The organism is Exiguobacterium sp. RM11, assembly GCF_059821525.1.
Genome location: NZ_CM187558.1, coordinates 1,615,771 through 1,631,283, shown reverse-complemented (window position 1 = coordinate 1,631,283; position 15,513 = coordinate 1,615,771). Strand labels below are relative to the sequence as shown.

14 protein-coding genes are annotated in these 15,513 nt (G+C 46.5%); 13 read left to right on the top strand and 1 reads right to left on the bottom strand.

From position 1 onward, the window contains the following. Nucleotides 1-27 precede the first annotated feature (27 nt). From AC5LIL_RS08535 to AC5LIL_RS08510, 6 genes are all read left to right on the top strand, one after another. On the top strand, nt 28-2,232 hold the full coding sequence (locus AC5LIL_RS08535) for an FtsK/SpoIIIE family DNA translocase (protein ID WP_499823876.1): 2,205 nt from the start codon (nt 28-30) through the stop codon (nt 2,230-2,232). Between the two features lie 402 nt (nt 2,233-2,634). After that, on the top strand, nt 2,635-3,354 hold the full coding sequence (locus AC5LIL_RS08530; RefSeq protein ID WP_074034655.1) for a GntR family transcriptional regulator: 720 nt from the start codon (nt 2,635-2,637) through the stop codon (nt 3,352-3,354). A gap of 130 nt (nt 3,355-3,484) precedes the next feature. Next, nucleotides 3,485-4,573, top strand: a complete 1,089-nt coding sequence (locus AC5LIL_RS08525) for a BMP family lipoprotein (protein ID WP_499825358.1) — start codon at nt 3,485-3,487, stop codon at nt 4,571-4,573. 63 nt (nt 4,574-4,636) lie between these two features. Further along, entirely contained in the window at nt 4,637-6,163 is a 1,527-nt protein-coding gene (locus AC5LIL_RS08520) for an ABC transporter ATP-binding protein (protein ID WP_214745406.1), read from the top strand. Then, on the top strand, nt 6,160-7,224 hold the full coding sequence (locus tag AC5LIL_RS08515; RefSeq protein ID WP_214691853.1) for an ABC transporter permease: 1,065 nt from the start codon (nt 6,160-6,162) through the stop codon (nt 7,222-7,224). The genes AC5LIL_RS08520 and AC5LIL_RS08515 overlap by 4 nt, the downstream gene beginning before the upstream one ends. Further along, on the top strand, nt 7,221-8,180 hold the full coding sequence (locus tag AC5LIL_RS08510) for an ABC transporter permease (protein WP_074034652.1): 960 nt from the start codon (nt 7,221-7,223) through the stop codon (nt 8,178-8,180). The genes AC5LIL_RS08515 and AC5LIL_RS08510 overlap by 4 nt, the downstream gene beginning before the upstream one ends. Before the next feature lie 159 nt (nt 8,181-8,339). Here AC5LIL_RS08510 and AC5LIL_RS08505 read toward each other — a convergent pair whose 3' ends face one another. Continuing rightward, nucleotides 8,340-8,588: a ferredoxin gene (locus tag AC5LIL_RS08505; RefSeq protein ID WP_074034651.1), complete on the bottom strand. Its 249-nt coding sequence runs from the start codon at nt 8,586-8,588 to the stop codon at nt 8,340-8,342. Between the two features lie 142 nt (nt 8,589-8,730). Here AC5LIL_RS08505 and AC5LIL_RS08500 point away from each other — a divergent pair, with 142 nt between their 5' ends. The 7 genes from AC5LIL_RS08500 to AC5LIL_RS08470 all read left to right on the top strand — a co-directional run bounded on the left by AC5LIL_RS08500 (nt 8,731) and on the right by AC5LIL_RS08470 (nt 15,475). Next, nucleotides 8,731-9,753 carry a YpbB family protein gene (locus AC5LIL_RS08500; protein ID WP_499823874.1) on the top strand — a complete coding sequence of 341 codons (1,023 nt, stop codon included), beginning with the start codon at nt 8,731-8,733 and terminating at the stop codon, nt 9,751-9,753. After that, complete coding sequence (locus tag AC5LIL_RS08495; RefSeq protein WP_499823873.1) at nt 9,737-11,164, top strand: RecQ family ATP-dependent DNA helicase; 1,428 nt, start codon at nt 9,737-9,739, stop codon at nt 11,162-11,164. Before AC5LIL_RS08500 ends, AC5LIL_RS08495 begins: the two co-directional genes overlap by 17 nt. Nucleotides 11,165-11,205: 41 nt before the next feature. Further along, nucleotides 11,206-11,406 (top strand): hypothetical protein, encoded by a 201-nt coding sequence (locus tag AC5LIL_RS08490; protein WP_074034648.1) that lies wholly within the window; start codon nt 11,206-11,208, stop codon nt 11,404-11,406. Nucleotides 11,407-11,534: 128 nt separating this feature from the next. Further along, on the top strand, nt 11,535-12,398 hold the full coding sequence (locus tag AC5LIL_RS08485; RefSeq protein ID WP_214745396.1) for a MerR family transcriptional regulator: 864 nt from the start codon (nt 11,535-11,537) through the stop codon (nt 12,396-12,398). Between the two features lie 60 nt (nt 12,399-12,458). Further along, nucleotides 12,459-13,037 (top strand): adaptor protein MecA, encoded by a 579-nt coding sequence (locus AC5LIL_RS08480; protein WP_074034646.1) that lies wholly within the window; start codon nt 12,459-12,461, stop codon nt 13,035-13,037. Between the two features lie 96 nt (nt 13,038-13,133). Then, nucleotides 13,134-14,060 (top strand): D-alanine--D-alanine ligase, encoded by a 927-nt coding sequence (locus tag AC5LIL_RS08475; RefSeq protein ID WP_214783688.1) that lies wholly within the window; start codon nt 13,134-13,136, stop codon nt 14,058-14,060. Between the two features lie 146 nt (nt 14,061-14,206). Continuing rightward, nucleotides 14,207-15,475: a Glu/Leu/Phe/Val family dehydrogenase gene (locus tag AC5LIL_RS08470; RefSeq protein WP_015881453.1), complete on the top strand. Its 1,269-nt coding sequence runs from the start codon at nt 14,207-14,209 to the stop codon at nt 15,473-15,475. The last annotated feature ends 38 nt before the right edge of the window (nt 15,476-15,513 follow it).

Genomic DNA, 15,513 nt, shown 5'->3' with positions numbered 1-15,513 from the left:
GCCTTCTTTTTTTAGGAGGAACTAAAAGTGGCTCAAAAAACGAGAAAAACACCCGTGAAGCGGAAGCGACCAACAACGCGAAACACGAGAAAACGGAAAAAACAGCCGATTGCGCCACGTACATATGGATGGGGAATTTTCGTTCTTTCCATCGTCGCATTCGTATTTGCCTTATTCGATTTTGGATGGATTGGTCGGCAACTATCTGACTTGTCGGAATACCTGTTTGGTGGCTGGGGTGCGCTCACCTATTTGATGATTGCCATCTTGTTATGGATTGTATTAAAACCGATGAAGCCGATGGAGCGAGCAGGACTGCTCAGTATGACCGCCTCATTTCTACTGTTTGGAGATTTACTTTGGGGAGATGAGCGCGGTGGGGTCAACGGTGCGCTTTATGGCTTAAACCAATACTTATTTTCTGATTTTGGTCTCATCTTTTTAGGCATCGTCTGTTTTATCCTCGGTGTTTCCCTCTATGTCCCAACGATTTGGGGAACCATCTATCATCGCCTAGAGGAATCCGTAATGGCCGTGAAAAAAGAATGGCAATCGAGACCGAAAGCAGAAAAAAAACAAGACAACAAGCAAAATCAAGAACCGAAGCGGTCGCGAAAACCATCGCCTGAGCCGATGCTGGCAGAAGCCGATTTAGAGGTGGAGTCAGAATCAGATGTGGTCACGATGAATGACATCCCAATCGTCGGATTCAGTGAGAAAGTTGTCGCGGAGAAAAAAGAGGAGCCTAAAATGGAGCCGTCTACGGAAACGGATGAATCGATCTCGACCGAGGAGATGATGATGACCGCGGCGCAAGACGTCTCGGATACGTATGAGCTCCCGCCTTTCACGAATCTGAAGGAACCGGTAATCACCGATTTATCTGGGGAAAATGCGCGTTTGAAAGAGAATGCAGCTAAGTTAGTGAAGACGTTAAAGTCGTTTGGTGTAGGGGTGAAAGTATTGAAAATTCACCTTGGTCCGACGGTCACGAAGTATGAGTTACAGCCGGACATCGGTGTGAAGGTCAGTCGAATCACATCGCTTAGTGATGATCTCGCACTTGCGCTTGCCGCGAAAGATATTCGAATCGAAGCACCGATACCAGGCAAGGCGGCGATTGGTATCGAGGTACCGAACCAGGAAGTCGCTCCAGTCTGTCTACGTGAAGTGCTTGAGGCAGACCCAGTGAAACAAGACGATTCAAAACTGCTCGTTGCACTCGGACGAAGCATTAGTGGCGAGACTGTCGGCATCTCACTAAACAAAATGCCGCACTTACTCGTGGCAGGATCGACAGGTTCCGGTAAATCTGTCTGTATCAACGGGATGATTGTATCCATCTTGATGCGTTCTCGACCGGATGAGGTCCGTCTCATGATGATTGACCCAAAAATGGTCGAACTCAATGTTTATAATGGTGTGCCGCATTTGTTGACACCGGTTGTCACAGATCCGAAAAAGGCGGCTCAGGCATTGAAACAAGTCGTCGCCGAGATGGAAAGACGATATGAGCTGTTCAGTCGATATGGTGTCCGTAACATTGAGGGATACAATGAACTCGTCGACAAGTCCGATGATGAGGATGCAAAACGTCTACCGTTCATCGTCGTCATAGTCGATGAGTTGGCAGATTTGATGATGGTCGCTTCAAATGACGTTGAGGACGCCATCATGCGACTCGCCCAAATGGCACGGGCTGCCGGGATCCATATGGTACTGGCGACACAGCGTCCGTCGGTTGACGTCATTACAGGGGTCATCAAAGCAAACATCCCGTCTCGCATCGCATTTGCGGTCTCATCACAAACCGATTCTCGGACGATATTAGATGGAGGAGGAGCAGAAAAACTGCTTGGGCGTGGCGACATGCTCATGCTTGCTAATGGGATGAACAAGCCGGTACGTGTCCAAGGAGCGTTCGTCTCCGATCAAGAGGTCGAAACGGTCGTTAATCACGTCATCGCACAGCAACGTGCGCAGTACGTAGAAGCGATGATGCCGAAAGAAGAAGAAGTGACGACGATTGACTCGGACGATTCATTGTTCGGAGAAGTCATTCAATTCATCGTTACCCAGGAAACGGCTTCGACCTCGATGATTCAACGAAGATTTCGAATTGGGTATAATCGGGCAGCGCGTTTGATTGACTCGCTTGAAGAGGCGGGATACGTAGGTCCGTCAGAAGGTTCGAAACCACGGAAAGTATTAATTCATGAACAAGACGAATAAATTTAAAAAACGAACGATTGTATACATAGATATACAATCGTTCGTTTTTTATTCCTTTTTCTACGATATGGAAATATTCGTTCAAATCAGAGAGGTTCGCTATAATATAAATGTAATATAGCACATATGTCCTATAACGTTTATTAGTACATACTTTTAAAAATGACTGAAACGCTTACATTTTTTAATAACGTTTACATTTTACAAAAGTTTTTCAAACTGAATCGAAATGGGTAAAATGGACTCAGAGGTACGGTTGGAGATAGTTTTTTAAAATATTTCCTTGATTCCGAACAAAAACTATTGCGTTCTAATTCTCGAATCCCTATACTTAATATTGGCAAGGACATTCATACGTCAGATGTCTGAGCACTGGTAAGTAAATTAAAGGTGGTGAGGCCAATGTCGATTAAGCTCGATCATCGATTGCTCTATCTTCGAGTGATTGAGAAAATTAAGCAAGATATCGACGCTGGTGTCTATCGTGAAGGTGAGAAGTTACCTTCAGAGTTCGAGCTTTCAAAGCAACTCGGAGTAAGTCGAGCGACACTTCGTGAAGCGTTAAGAATTCTCGAAGATGAGAAATTTGTCGTGCGAAAACATGGAGTAGGGACATTTATTAGTTCTAAACCGCCATTCACGTCAGGAATTGAAGAATTGTTCAGTGTCACTGATATGATCACACGCGCAAAAATGACACCAGGAACGAAAGTATTGGTGGCCGAGAAAGTGTTGGCAACAGAGAGAGAAGCCGAGCGTCTCAAGATTGAGCCGAACTCACCGATTTATCGGATTGTTCGAATTCGATATGCGGATGACACACCGGTCGTTTATTGTGTCGACAAAGTGCCGGCCCATCTCGTCTCGAATCCTGAGGCATTGACTGAAGGGAAGTCTCTGTTTGACTCTCTCGAAAAAGAGGTAGGACGTCGAGTCGCATACGCAATCACGCACATCGAACCGAGTGTCAGCTCTGAAATTTCGTCACAACTTCAGACGGACCAACCGTTACTCGCTTTAAAACAATTGCATTACGATGAGAGTGATTTACCATTACTCGATTCGGCCAACTTTTTCCGAGCTGATCGATTCGACTTCCATGTCGTACGTAAACGAGTGTAACCGAACAGTTTTTTAACGGAAGAGTTATTTTTGGGGAATAGCGTGAAAGCGCTTTCTTATACCGGTGTAAAGACTACTGATAACATGACAACAAAATTTGTTATGAACCGAAAGGGGAAACACGACGATGATGAACAAAAAGAAAACGATTCTCTCAGCTTTAGCAGCAGGACTCACACTCTCTACAGTACTCGCAGCATGCGGTGGAGATGACAACGAAGGCGGCTCATCTTCAAACGGCGAAGGCGGCGAGGGCGGCGACTTTAAAGTAGCAATGGTTACAGATACTGGCGGTGTTGATGACAAATCATTCAACCAATCTGCTTGGGAAGGTCTCACGAAATTTGGTGAAGACAACAACTTGACTGAAAACGAAGGATACAAATACCTTCAATCAGCTAAACAAGCGGACTACCAGCCAAACTTGCAACAATTGGCTCGTGACAACTTCAACTTGATCTACGGTATCGGCTTCTTGATGGCTGAAGACGTACAAAAAGTTGCTGAGCAGTTCCCGGACAACAACTTCGCAATCGTTGATATGGTTGTTGACGCTCCGAACGTTGCTTCAATCACGTTCAAAGAGCAAGAAGGTTCATTCCTCGTTGGTGTCATTGCCGGTCTCACAACGACAACTGACAAAGTTGGTTTCATCGGTGGAGTAGAGTCTGACTTGATCAAGAAGTTTGAAAATGGATTTAAAGCGGGTGTCATGGCTGTTAACCCAGAAGCAACAATCGACGTGAAGTATGCAGAAGACTTCAACTCGGCTGAAAAAGGAACAGCAATCGCTTCAGGTATGTACGGTTCTGGATCGGACATCATCTATCACGCAGCTGGTGGTACAGGTGTAGGGGTATTCACAGAAGCGAAAAACCGTAAGAAGAACGGCGAAGAAGTTTGGGTAATCGGGGTTGACCGTGACCAGTACGAAGAAGGTCTTCCAGAAGACGTTACGTTGACTTCAATGGTCAAACGTGTAGATACAGCTACTTATGACGTATCGAAACAGACGATGGACGGAGAATTCCCAGGCGGCGAAATCATCGAGTTCGGTTTGAAAGATGACGGTGTCGGCATCGCAGAAACTTCTGACAAGCACGTTTCACAAGAAATTCTCGATAAAGTTGAAGAATATCGTACAAAATTGGTTGACGGAGAACTCACTGCACCAGCAACTGACGCTGAGTTCGAAGAGTTCATGAAAAACGTAAAATAATTCATTTGAGTGAAGGGGGGACCCATGTGGTCTCCCTTTACTTAAAGTTAGGGGTGAACTTCCTTGGAATATGTAATTGAAATGCTAAATATTCGCAAAGAGTTCGGTACGTTCGTTGCGAACGACAATATCACACTCCAATTGCGCAAAGGAGAAATCCATGCGCTTCTCGGAGAGAACGGGGCGGGGAAGTCGACGCTCATGAACGTGTTATTCGGTCTCTATCAGCCTGAAGGCGGGGAGATTCGTGTGCATGGGAAAAAAGTGGATATTGAAAACCCGAACATCGCCAACGAACTTGGGATCGGGATGGTCCACCAGCACTTTATGCTTGTTGAAAAATTCACAGTCACTGAGAACATCATCCTTGGACTTGAGCCAAAGAGCGGTGTGACGATTGACCGTGCGACAGCCCGTAAAAAGGTCATGGATATTTCAGAACAGTATGGGCTTAAGATTGATCCAGACGCCAAGATTGAAGATATTTCAGTCGGCATGCAACAGCGTGTAGAAATCTTGAAGACGCTCTATCGCGGGGCAGATATTTTGATCTTCGATGAACCGACGGCAGTGTTGACACCACAAGAGATTCAAGAACTTATCCAAATTATGAAACGTCTGATTGCTGAAGGTAAGTCGATCATCTTGATCACGCACAAGCTGAAGGAAATTATGCAAGTCGCAGACCGTTGCACAGTCATTCGCCGTGGACGTTATATCGGTACCGTTGAAGTGGATGAGACGGTTAACGAAGATAGTCTTGCTGAAATGATGGTCGGGCGAGAAGTTAATTTCGATGCAGAGTATTCGAAAGCCGACCCGCAACAAGTCGTTCTCGACGTTCAAGGACTTGTCGTCAAAGACAGCCGTGGTTTGAAGGTTGTCGAAGGATTGGACCTTCAGATTCGTGCTGGAGAAGTACTCGGGATTGCCGGAATCGACGGCAACGGTCAGACAGAACTGATTGAAGCGATCTCGGGACTTAAAAAACCGGAGTCGGGTAAAGTTTTGCTCAACGGAAAAGACGTGACGGGTCATACACCGCGTAAAATGACGGAAGCTGGAATCGGACACATTCCACAGGACCGTCATAAACATGGTCTCGTCCTTGACTACTCGATTCGTGACAATATGGTTCTTCAAACGTACTACAAAGAACCGTTCTCGAAACGAGGACTCATGAATTATAAAGCAGTGGCAGAAAAAGCGAAGGCGTTGATTGAGAAGTTTGACGTCCGAACTCCATCCATCGACGTTCCGGCTCGTGCCCTTTCTGGTGGTAACCAACAGAAAGCAATCATTGCCCGTGAGGTCGATCGTTCACCTGATTTACTCATCGCAGCACAGCCGACGCGTGGTCTTGATGTCGGTGCGATTGAATTCATTCACGAACAACTCGTCAAAGAACGTGAAAAAGGCCGTGCCGTCTTGCTTATTTCGTTCGAACTTGATGAGATTTTGCACGTATCCGACCGGATCGCCGTTCTTTATGAAGGAAAAATCGTAGGAATTCGTGATCCGAAAGAGACGACGGAACAAGAGCTTGGCTTCTTGATGGCCGGCGGTCAGAGAGGGGACGACAAAGAATGAAAAAATTAAGTTTAAATCAACTTCTCATTCCATTCCTATCCATCATTTTAGGACTTCTCGTCGGAGCCATCGTCATGTTGATTGGTGGATACGACCCGATTCAAGGCTTTATCTCTTTGTTTGAAGGGATGTTTGGAAGCCCATATGCCGTTGGGGAGACGCTACGAGCAGCAGCACCTCTCATCTTCTCAGGTCTCGCGGTTGCCTTCGCATTCCGGACGGGGCTATTCAACATCGGGGTAGAAGGTCAAGTATTGATCGGATGGGTAGCAGCTGTATATGTAGGGATCAACTTCGATTTGCCGATGTTCATCCATTTACCGCTTGCACTTCTCGCGGCGATGGTCGCGGCAGCACTCTGGGCGTTCGTTCCTGGATTCTTGAAAGCGAAGTTTTACGTCCACGAAGTCATCACATCCATCATGATGAACTATATCGCGCTTTACACGACGAACGCGATTTTGCGTAGCGTCATTGGCGTAACGAACGAACGTACTGACTCAATCAATGAATCGGCATCGCTTGCGTCACCGTGGTTGCAAGAGTTGACGACGTACTCACGTCTTCACTGGGGTGTCCTCGTTGCAGTACTCGCGGCGATTGTGTACTACTACATTCTTCAACGTACGACACTCGGTTATGAGTTGCGTGCAGTCGGATTCAACAAACACGCCTCTCAATATGCGGGGATGAGCGTTGACCGTAACATCGTCCTTTCGTTTGTCATCTCAGGGATGTTTGCAGGTCTCGCTGGTGCGATGGAAGGTCTCGGGACGTTCGGTAGTATGACGCTCTCTGCATCGTTCACAGGTGTCGGTTTTGACGGGATCGCAGTAGCCCTTCTTGGTGCCAACACAGCAATCGGTGTCATTCTCGCAGCGATTCTATTTGCTGGATTGAACATCGGTGGATTGGCGATGCAGCTCGGTGCGAACGTACCGTCTGAACTTGTTAAAGTCATCATCGCAGCAATCGTCATCTTTGTGGCATCTGGTTATGCCATTAACTATGTCATTGAGAAACTTAAAGGAAATCGTAAGAAAGGAGTGGAGAAAAAATGAGCTTCTTAGAAGTCCTCTATATCGTCGTACCGGTTGCGCTTGCCTATGCGACTCCACTCATTATCGCAGCACTCGGTGGAATCTTCAGTGAGCGCTCTGGTGTCGTTAACATTGCCCTTGAAGGGATTATGATTATCGGTGCCGCAACAGGGATCATCACTACGCTCACGTTAACAGACTTAGGAGCCGGTGTATTTAGCCCATGGATCTCCTTGCTCGTTGCGATGGTAGTCGGTGCGCTCTTCTCGCTCTTCTTGGCTGTCCCTGCCATCCTATGGCGTGCAGACCAAACGGTTCTTGGAGTAGCGATCAACATGCTTGCGATCGGTCTCGCCATCTTCGTTGTGCGTGTGCTTTACAACAAAGGTCAAACTGACTTTATCGAGTACCGTATTGCGAAGGAGAACGTACCATTTTTATCAGATATTCCGGTATTAAAAATGTTCTTCATTAACGTACAATACACGTCATTCGTTGCCATCGCTTTAGCGTTTGTCGTCTGGTTCGTTATCTTCAAGACGCCGTTCGGACTTCGTCTCCGCTCAGTAGGAGAACACCCGATGGCAGCTGACACGATGGGGATCAACGTCACGAAAATGCGCTTTATGGGCGTCATGCTTTCTGGTGCGTTTGGTGGTCTTGCCGGAGCGGTATACGCCGTCACGGTTACGACGAACTTCAGTGGAACGACAATCGTTGGTCAAGGGTTCTTGGCGATTGCTGCAATGATCTTCGGGAAGTGGAATCCACTCGGAGCGCTCGGCGCTGGATTGTTCTTTGGATTCGCCCAAGCGTTATCGATTATCGGAAGCAACTTGCCTGTCATCAATAACGTGCCGCAGCTTCTACTTTTGATTGCACCTTATGCCCTCACGATTCTTGCGCTCGCTGGACTCGTCGGTCGTGCAGATGCACCGAAGTCGGTCGGTATTCCATATATTAAAGGAAAACGTTAATCCGGAATAGGACATATGTCCATTTTAGGAGGGTTGTTTGGTACTTAAGCCAAACAACCTTTTTTGTTATACTTGGCTAGAGCTGTCATGATTAGAGTAGGATGGAGAAGTGAACAAAAAAAGACATATTGGTCATTTGACCAATATGTCTTTGCAAGTTTATTCGTACTTCAATGCATCGCCATCGAACGATTCGTCTGCCACTTTGATTGAATCGGTCGGGCACCCTTCGAATGCATCCATCATGTCTTCGTACAACTCGTCAGGGATTTCCACAGTACCTGTGTTGTCATCCATCAAGTTGAATGCGAGACCTTCATCATCGTAATCATAAATATCTGGTGCTGCTGCACCACAAGCTCCGCATGCGATACATGTATCTTTATCGACGATAGTAAATTTTGCCATGATAATAACCCTCCAAACGGTTCGTTTCTCTTAGAAATCAATCTACTGTCTACGAGTAATTGTAGTCTACATACCCAATTATTTCAATGAGGAAACGAGTGTCTTTTTGGTAGGATAATGATTTTTTTAAGGATGTGACGACTTGGTTCATTTAGCAGATGGAGTTTTACTGCTGGCCATTAAGCGATTAAACGGGGAACGGAGTGAACGTAGCCTGTTCCATGTCTTGAACGGAAAGCGCTCGGCCACGACGTTACAAGACGCGTTCTTTTATGAGCTAGAGCCTGTTTTTGGTCAATTTCCTCAAACGACGTACTCATATGAGTCTTTATTAAAAGGATTTGAAAAGCGGGGATGGCTGGACCGTAAACAGTTTAAACTGACAGAAGCGGGAAACCTATTGTCTTCACCTGAAACGGTAGAGGATTTATTCAATCGTTTAGGGGGAGAGCGCCGTGATTATAATGCGACGACGTGGAAACGTTTGAGCCTCTTTGTTCAGACATTCATGTCTAGGGAACATGAGAGGACGTTTTATCCCGTTCAAGCCGATCGACCCGCGGAACAGTGGGTCAAACAGTTGTTACAGATCGATCGAGATTGGAAGGTGCTTATGCAAACATTCCATCATGAGATCGAGGCCGCGCTTGACATCATTGGAGATCCATATGCGACAGCGGTCGTCTATCGATTTACGGGAGCCTTTGAGACCGGTCTGACCTATGAACAAATCGCCAGTCTCCTTGATGTCGATTCGGAGACGGCTCGCCTTTATTTTTTAGCAGGATGGAATGAACTGTTAACTGTGTTACCGAAAGAGGCGAAGCTTCGGGGTTTCACGTATGGATTGTCGACTGAGCGAATGACCTATTCGGCACGTGAATCGTATGATCTCTTTCTCAAAGGCTATTCGTTTCAACAAGTTCAGTCTCGCCGACGACTACGAACGAGTACGATCGAGGATCATGTGGTGGAGATGGCAATGTATTTAGACACCTTTCCCCTCGATCAATTTGTGCCGAGCGACGATATCGTCACCATCGAGAAGCTGCGAGACCCAGAGAGCTGGGCTTTGAAACCTATCTTCGAAAAGATGGGCAACGTGAGTTACTTTCAAATACGCCTTGTGTTCGCAAGGTTGAAACGAGGTGAGACATTTGTATGAATCGACATTGAAACGCGTGTTCGGATATGATTCGTTTCGTCCTGGGCAGCATGAAATCATCAATTCCGTTGTAGAAGGGCAAGATGTATTAGCCGTCATGCCGACAGGGGCAGGGAAATCGTTGACGTTTCAACTTCCTTCGTACATCAAAAATGGGGGATTGACGGTCATCGTCTCACCTCTCCTCTCTTTGATAGAAGACCAAATGCTCCATATCCGAGAGCGGGGAGAACGTGGTGTCGCACGTTTGACGTCGATGGAGTCTTCTGAAGAAAAACAAGAAATCATCAATCACTTGAAACGTTATCGATTTTTATATCTCTCCCCCGAACAGTTGGCCGTTCCGTACGTTACACGCGCACTCTCAAACGTGAAGATTCAAATGCTCGTCATTGACGAGGCGCATTGTATCTCACAATGGGGTCATGAGTTTAGACCAGAATATGCGCGCTTAGGCGAACTACGCAAACAAATCGGGAGTCCTCAATGCATGGCCGTCACAGCGACGGCTCCTGAGAGCGTGAAGCAAGATATCATTGAGAAGTTGGCACTCTTTTCACCGGAGCAGTTCGTGCATTCTGCGAATCGACCAGAAATTCGATTGATGGTCGAACGACTTGAAAAAGAGAAGAAACTTGAACGACTCAAAGAATTGGTCCGAGACATACCAAAACCTGCAGTCGTCTATACGGCGACACGTCGAGAAGCGGAAGCGTTGGCGTTTGAACTAGAGGACGCGTTGTTTTACCACGGCGGCATGTCAACGGAAGACCGACGACTCGTACAATCTCAATTTTTACGGAATGAAGTGTCGGTCATGGTGTGTACAAGTGCATTTGGGATGGGTGTGAACAAAGACAACGTCCGTTCTGTCATCCACTATCAAATCCCTGCAACGGTGGAAGCGTATATGCAGGAGATTGGACGAGCAGGTCGTGATGGAGAGCCGGCGTTTGCTGTCCTCCTCTATGCGGATGGAGATGAACGCATTCAACAATTTTTGATTGATGGTCAATATCCAAAAGACGAAGAGATTCGCTTAGCATACTTTGAGTGTGAAAATGGCACGACACTTTCGCAATTACCCCGCTTATTGAGGATGAACGAAGAAGACCCGAAATTCCTTCTTTTAAAGCAGATGCTGTCTGAACGCTCGCTTCAAGAGGCGGTCGATTGGGTAAAAGAAAGAAAACGTGATCGCTATCGTCAACTCGGACAGATGATGGATTATGCTCTTATCCGAACGTGCCGACGCGATTATTTACTCCGTTATTTTTCGGAGCCGACAATCGACCAAGAGGAATGTTGTGATGTGTGTGGGACGATTGAGTTTCCTGAGACACCGCAAATCGTTCGAAAAAATGTGACAGAATGGAAAATACGGTTGACGCAAATCTTTTCCTTTGAATAATATCATAGTAAAATGATAAAAAAGGTAAAGGAGGGCATACGTTGCGACATCGGAATCAGGCAGATTCTTTACGCGAGCAGTTGGCGGACACGCTGCCGTCTCGATCGGAGAGGCAAGAGCATGAACGGAAGAGGAAGTTGAACGATAACTTGATGAAGCGCCCGTTGGCGATGACTCTAACCTTCGCCATGTTAGCGATTATTCTCATTTTCATATATATCGGGCGAGATGCCATTTTTTAAGAAGGGTGCGGACATGGTCCGTGCCTTTTTTTATTTTTGGAAAATACTCGATTGCACAATAAAAGGGGTAAACCTCTTTAATTGAGGATATACTTATATCATAGAACGAATAGGAGAGGAGGGCGGAGATGCCGAAATACTCCATTAAAACTGTGGCGACGTTGACCGGTGTCAATCCAACGACCATTCGAGCTTGGGAACGGCGATATCAATTTATCGTACCGAGCCGGACCGAATCAGGTCACCGCCTGTATTCAGATCAAGATGTCGAGAAAATTAAATGGGTGGTAGACAAGCAAAAAGAAGGGTTGACGGTCTCACAAGCAATCCAACAACTCCACCAAGCTCCTGAACCAGAACCGACGTCTGCGAAGCTTTACGATGAAGAGTTAAAGGATGCTCTGCTTCAGGCATTGCTTTCTTTTGATGAGCGGACCGCGCATGATTTAATCAATCGTGCGTTCAATACGTTCAGTTTTGAAAAGGTCACAAAAGATATCATTGGACCGTTACTGATGGATATCGGTTCAAAGTGGGAGCAAGGAACGATTACGATTGCCCATGAGCACTTCGCCACGGCGTTTTTACGGGCGCGTCTCTCTACGCTGTCACTTCAAATGCCGATGAACCCGTTTCTTCCACGAGTCACTTGTGTCTGTGCACCGGGTGAGATGCATGAAATCGGATTGTTGTTTGTTACACTTTATTTGCGCCAACATGGGTACGACGTCATCTTTTTAGGAGCGGGCTTCCCGAAAGAAGATTTAAGCAAGGCGCTGCACGACATTGACACATCTTGCCTTATTTTCGCATGCACGTTAACGGACCATATCCCGAACTTGTTAGAGGCGATGCACTATATTCAAGAAGAGCACCCTACATTAAAGATTGGGGCGGGTGGATACGCAGTCAGCCTCGAACGGAGTCGGTTCGATGATGCATTTCTTGGTGATACGCCAGAAGAGTGGACGAAATGGTTATCAACTATTTGACACGGGATTAAAACGGGAGTAGCTTATTAGTAGGATTGAATATTCACTGGAGGTTTTCGATTGAGATTTGAAAAACAAACAAAAGAACATCTTCGTGTATATGTGACTGCGAATGAGCTTTCGTTACGTGGGATCGCTATCGATACGATCGTGGGGGAAAACGGTCAACAGCTGTGGAAAGAGTTACTTGAAACAGCAGAGAGTGAATACGGATTCTCACCACAAGGAGCGGTCGATTTGAATGTGACGATGTTTCCTCGTGATGGTCTCGTCATCGATGTTCAAAAAGGTGAGGCCATAGCAGAGCTTGATGTCGAGCAAGTTGAGATTCGACTCACAATTGATGTCATTCATCATTTGATTTATCAGTTTGATGATATCGAAGATGTGATCAACGCGTCGATTCAACTGTTTCCACATATACATGAAACTGAGCAGGGTGGAGCACTTTATCACTATGAGGGACGGTACTATCTCCACTTCGTGGAAGTGCTACCTGAGAAAGTGGAAGAACGTCTCGCTGCCATTTTGTCCGAATATGGTAAAACGACTACGGTCAGTCCGTACGTCATGATGGAATATGGAAAAACGATTCAAACTGAACAGGCCGTGAAAGAGCTGTACGATGCATTCGCATAAGTACGGCTTTTTTACTTTTCTGTTTCTATTGTTTTTGACATGTCCGTGTTATGATTAGACATGAATTTTCAGTAGTTAGTTGAAGGAGAGATTGGAATGAAGGTCGCTGTATTGTATGGTGGAGTGTCAGGAGAACGTGAGGTATCCCTCACAAGTGGACAAGGGATGATTGAGGCATTGACGGAGCGTGGCCATGAGGTCACGGCAATCGATTTTCATCCAGAACGCGCGAACGAGTTATTGACGTTAGATGTCGATGTCGTCGTCAGCGCATTACACGGGAAATATGGCGAAGATGGTCGCGTCCAATCGTTGCTAGAAATGGCGGGAATCCCGTACACAGGGTCAGGTGTCTTGGCATCTGCTCTTGCGATGGATAAGGCGCGAGCGAAAATCATCTTCGCAGCATCAGGCATCCGTGTGGCACGCGACGTGTTAATTGAATCTGTGGATTCGATTGATGCGAAAGTAGCTGAGTGGGGAAATGAGTTTCCATGTGTCGTCAAGCCTGCACAAGAAGGTTCTTCGAACGGTTTGACAATCGCGATGGACGAGTCGATGTTACGTGCAGGAATTGACCGAGCATTTGCATGTGATTCAGCGGTACTTGTTGAACAGTACATTAAAGGAAAAGAATTGACGGTACCGGTCATCGGAAACTTCGGGAAAGAGGAAGCACTTCCTGTCATTGAAATCATTCCAAAAAATGAGTTTTACGACTATGAGTCGAAGTATACAGAAGGTGGTTCGATTCACGTATGTCCAGCCGAAATCTCGGATGAGTTGACGACGGAAGTGCAACAAGCGGCAGTCATGGCTCACCGTGCGCTCGGTTGCTCAGGGTATTCACGTTCTGATTTCCTCGTATCGGAAACGGGAGAAGCGTATATTTTAGAAACGAACACGCTGCCTGGAATGACGCCGTTGAGCCTCTTCCCGGACAGTGCAAAAACAGTCGGGATCTCATACGGTGAGCTTTTAGAACGCTTTATGGAGCTAGCACTCGAACGTGAGTCGAAGTAAGACATCTGGATCATTCCATACTTCAAGAAAACGCTTTCATTATTTTTGTAAAACCCTTTCAAATTGAGCGCGTATCAGCTATACTTTTAAACGAATACGAGGTTAATTCTTGGGGGAGAATTGACAATTTAGGGGAGGAAACCTTCATGATTACGGATCAAGAAAAAGGTCATCAAAAACGAAAAAACATCTTGGAATCGACACAAGAGGTGATTCACGAAGCTTTAGATAAACTCGGCTATCCAGATGAGATGTACGAGTTGTTAAAAGAACCGCTTCGCATGCTGACCGTTCGGATCCCAGTTCGCATGGATGATGGCTCGACGAAAATCTTTACGGGTTATCGCGCTCAACATAACGATGCGGTCGGACCGACAAAAGGGGGAATTCGGTTCCACCCGAGCGTAACTGAGGTAGAAGTCAAAGCATTATCTGTATGGATGAGTTTAAAGGCGGGGATTGTCGACTTGCCATACGGTGGGGGGAAAGGCGGAATCGTCTGTGACCCACGTGAAATGAGTTTCCGTGAAATCGAACGATTGAGCCGTGGTTATGTGCGTGCCATTAGCCAAATCGTAGGACCGACAAAAGATATCCCTGCTCCGGACGTGTTCACGAACTCACAAATCATGGCCTGGATGATGGATGAGTATAGCCGAATCGATGAATTCAACTCACCAGGTTTTATTACAGGTAAACCACTTGTACTTGGAGGTTCGCACGGTCGTGAAACTGCGACTGCGAAAGGTGTAGCTATCATGATTCGAGAGGCGGCACTCCGCCGTGGTATCGAATTGAAAGGTGCCCGTGTCGTTGTTCAAGGATTCGGGAACGCGGGTAGCTTCCTTTCGAAATTCATGTACGATGCAGGAGCAAAAGTGATTGCGGTCAGTGACGCGTATGGCGCGATCCATGACGAGAATGGCTTAGATATCCCTTACTTGTTAGACCGTCGTGATTCATTCGGTACGATTTCGACGCTCTTCAAAAACACGATTTCGAATAAAGAGATGTTAGAACTCGACTGTGACATTCTCGTGCCAGCTGCTATCGAGAATCAAATCACGGAAGATAATGCCGATGCCATTAAAGCTTCCATCGTAGTGGAAGCGGCGAACGGACCGACGACGAACGAAGCGACGAAAATCTTGACAGAGCGCGGGATTCTCCTCGTTCCAGACGTATTGGCATCAAGTGGCGGGGTCACGGTCTCTTACTTCGAATGGGTACAAAACAACCAAGGTTATTACTGGACGGAAGAAGAAGTCGAGGAAAAACTTGAAAAAGTACTCGTTCATTCGTTCAACACGGTTTACAACACATCTTCAGCCCGCAAAGTCGATATGCGTCTCGCTGCCTATATGGTCGGTGTACGTAAGATGGCGGAAGCGTCACGTTTCCGCGGTTGGGTTTAAATAAAAAAGTTCGGTCAACATGCGTTGACCGAACTTTT

Excerpts from the sequence above, each read along its gene's own strand:
- AC5LIL_RS08530 (WP_074034655.1), top strand. The coding sequence starts at position 2,635 with ATGTCGATTAAGCTCGATCATCGATTGCTCTATCTTCGAGTGATTGAG.
- AC5LIL_RS08525 (WP_499825358.1), top strand. The coding sequence starts at position 3,485 with ATGAACAAAAAGAAAACGATTCTCTCAGCTTTAGCAGCAGGACTCACA.
- AC5LIL_RS08515 (WP_214691853.1), top strand. The coding sequence starts at position 6,160 with ATGAAAAAATTAAGTTTAAATCAACTTCTCATTCCATTCCTATCCATC.
- AC5LIL_RS08510 (WP_074034652.1), top strand. The coding sequence starts at position 7,221 with ATGAGCTTCTTAGAAGTCCTCTATATCGTCGTACCGGTTGCGCTTGCC.
- AC5LIL_RS08505 (WP_074034651.1), bottom strand. The coding sequence starts at position 8,588 with ATGGCAAAATTTACTATCGTCGATAAAGATACATGTATCGCATGCGGA.
- AC5LIL_RS08485 (WP_214745396.1), top strand. The coding sequence starts at position 11,535 with ATGCCGAAATACTCCATTAAAACTGTGGCGACGTTGACCGGTGTCAAT.
- AC5LIL_RS08475 (WP_214783688.1), top strand. The coding sequence starts at position 13,134 with ATGAAGGTCGCTGTATTGTATGGTGGAGTGTCAGGAGAACGTGAGGTA.
- AC5LIL_RS08470 (WP_015881453.1), top strand. The coding sequence starts at position 14,207 with ATGATTACGGATCAAGAAAAAGGTCATCAAAAACGAAAAAACATCTTG.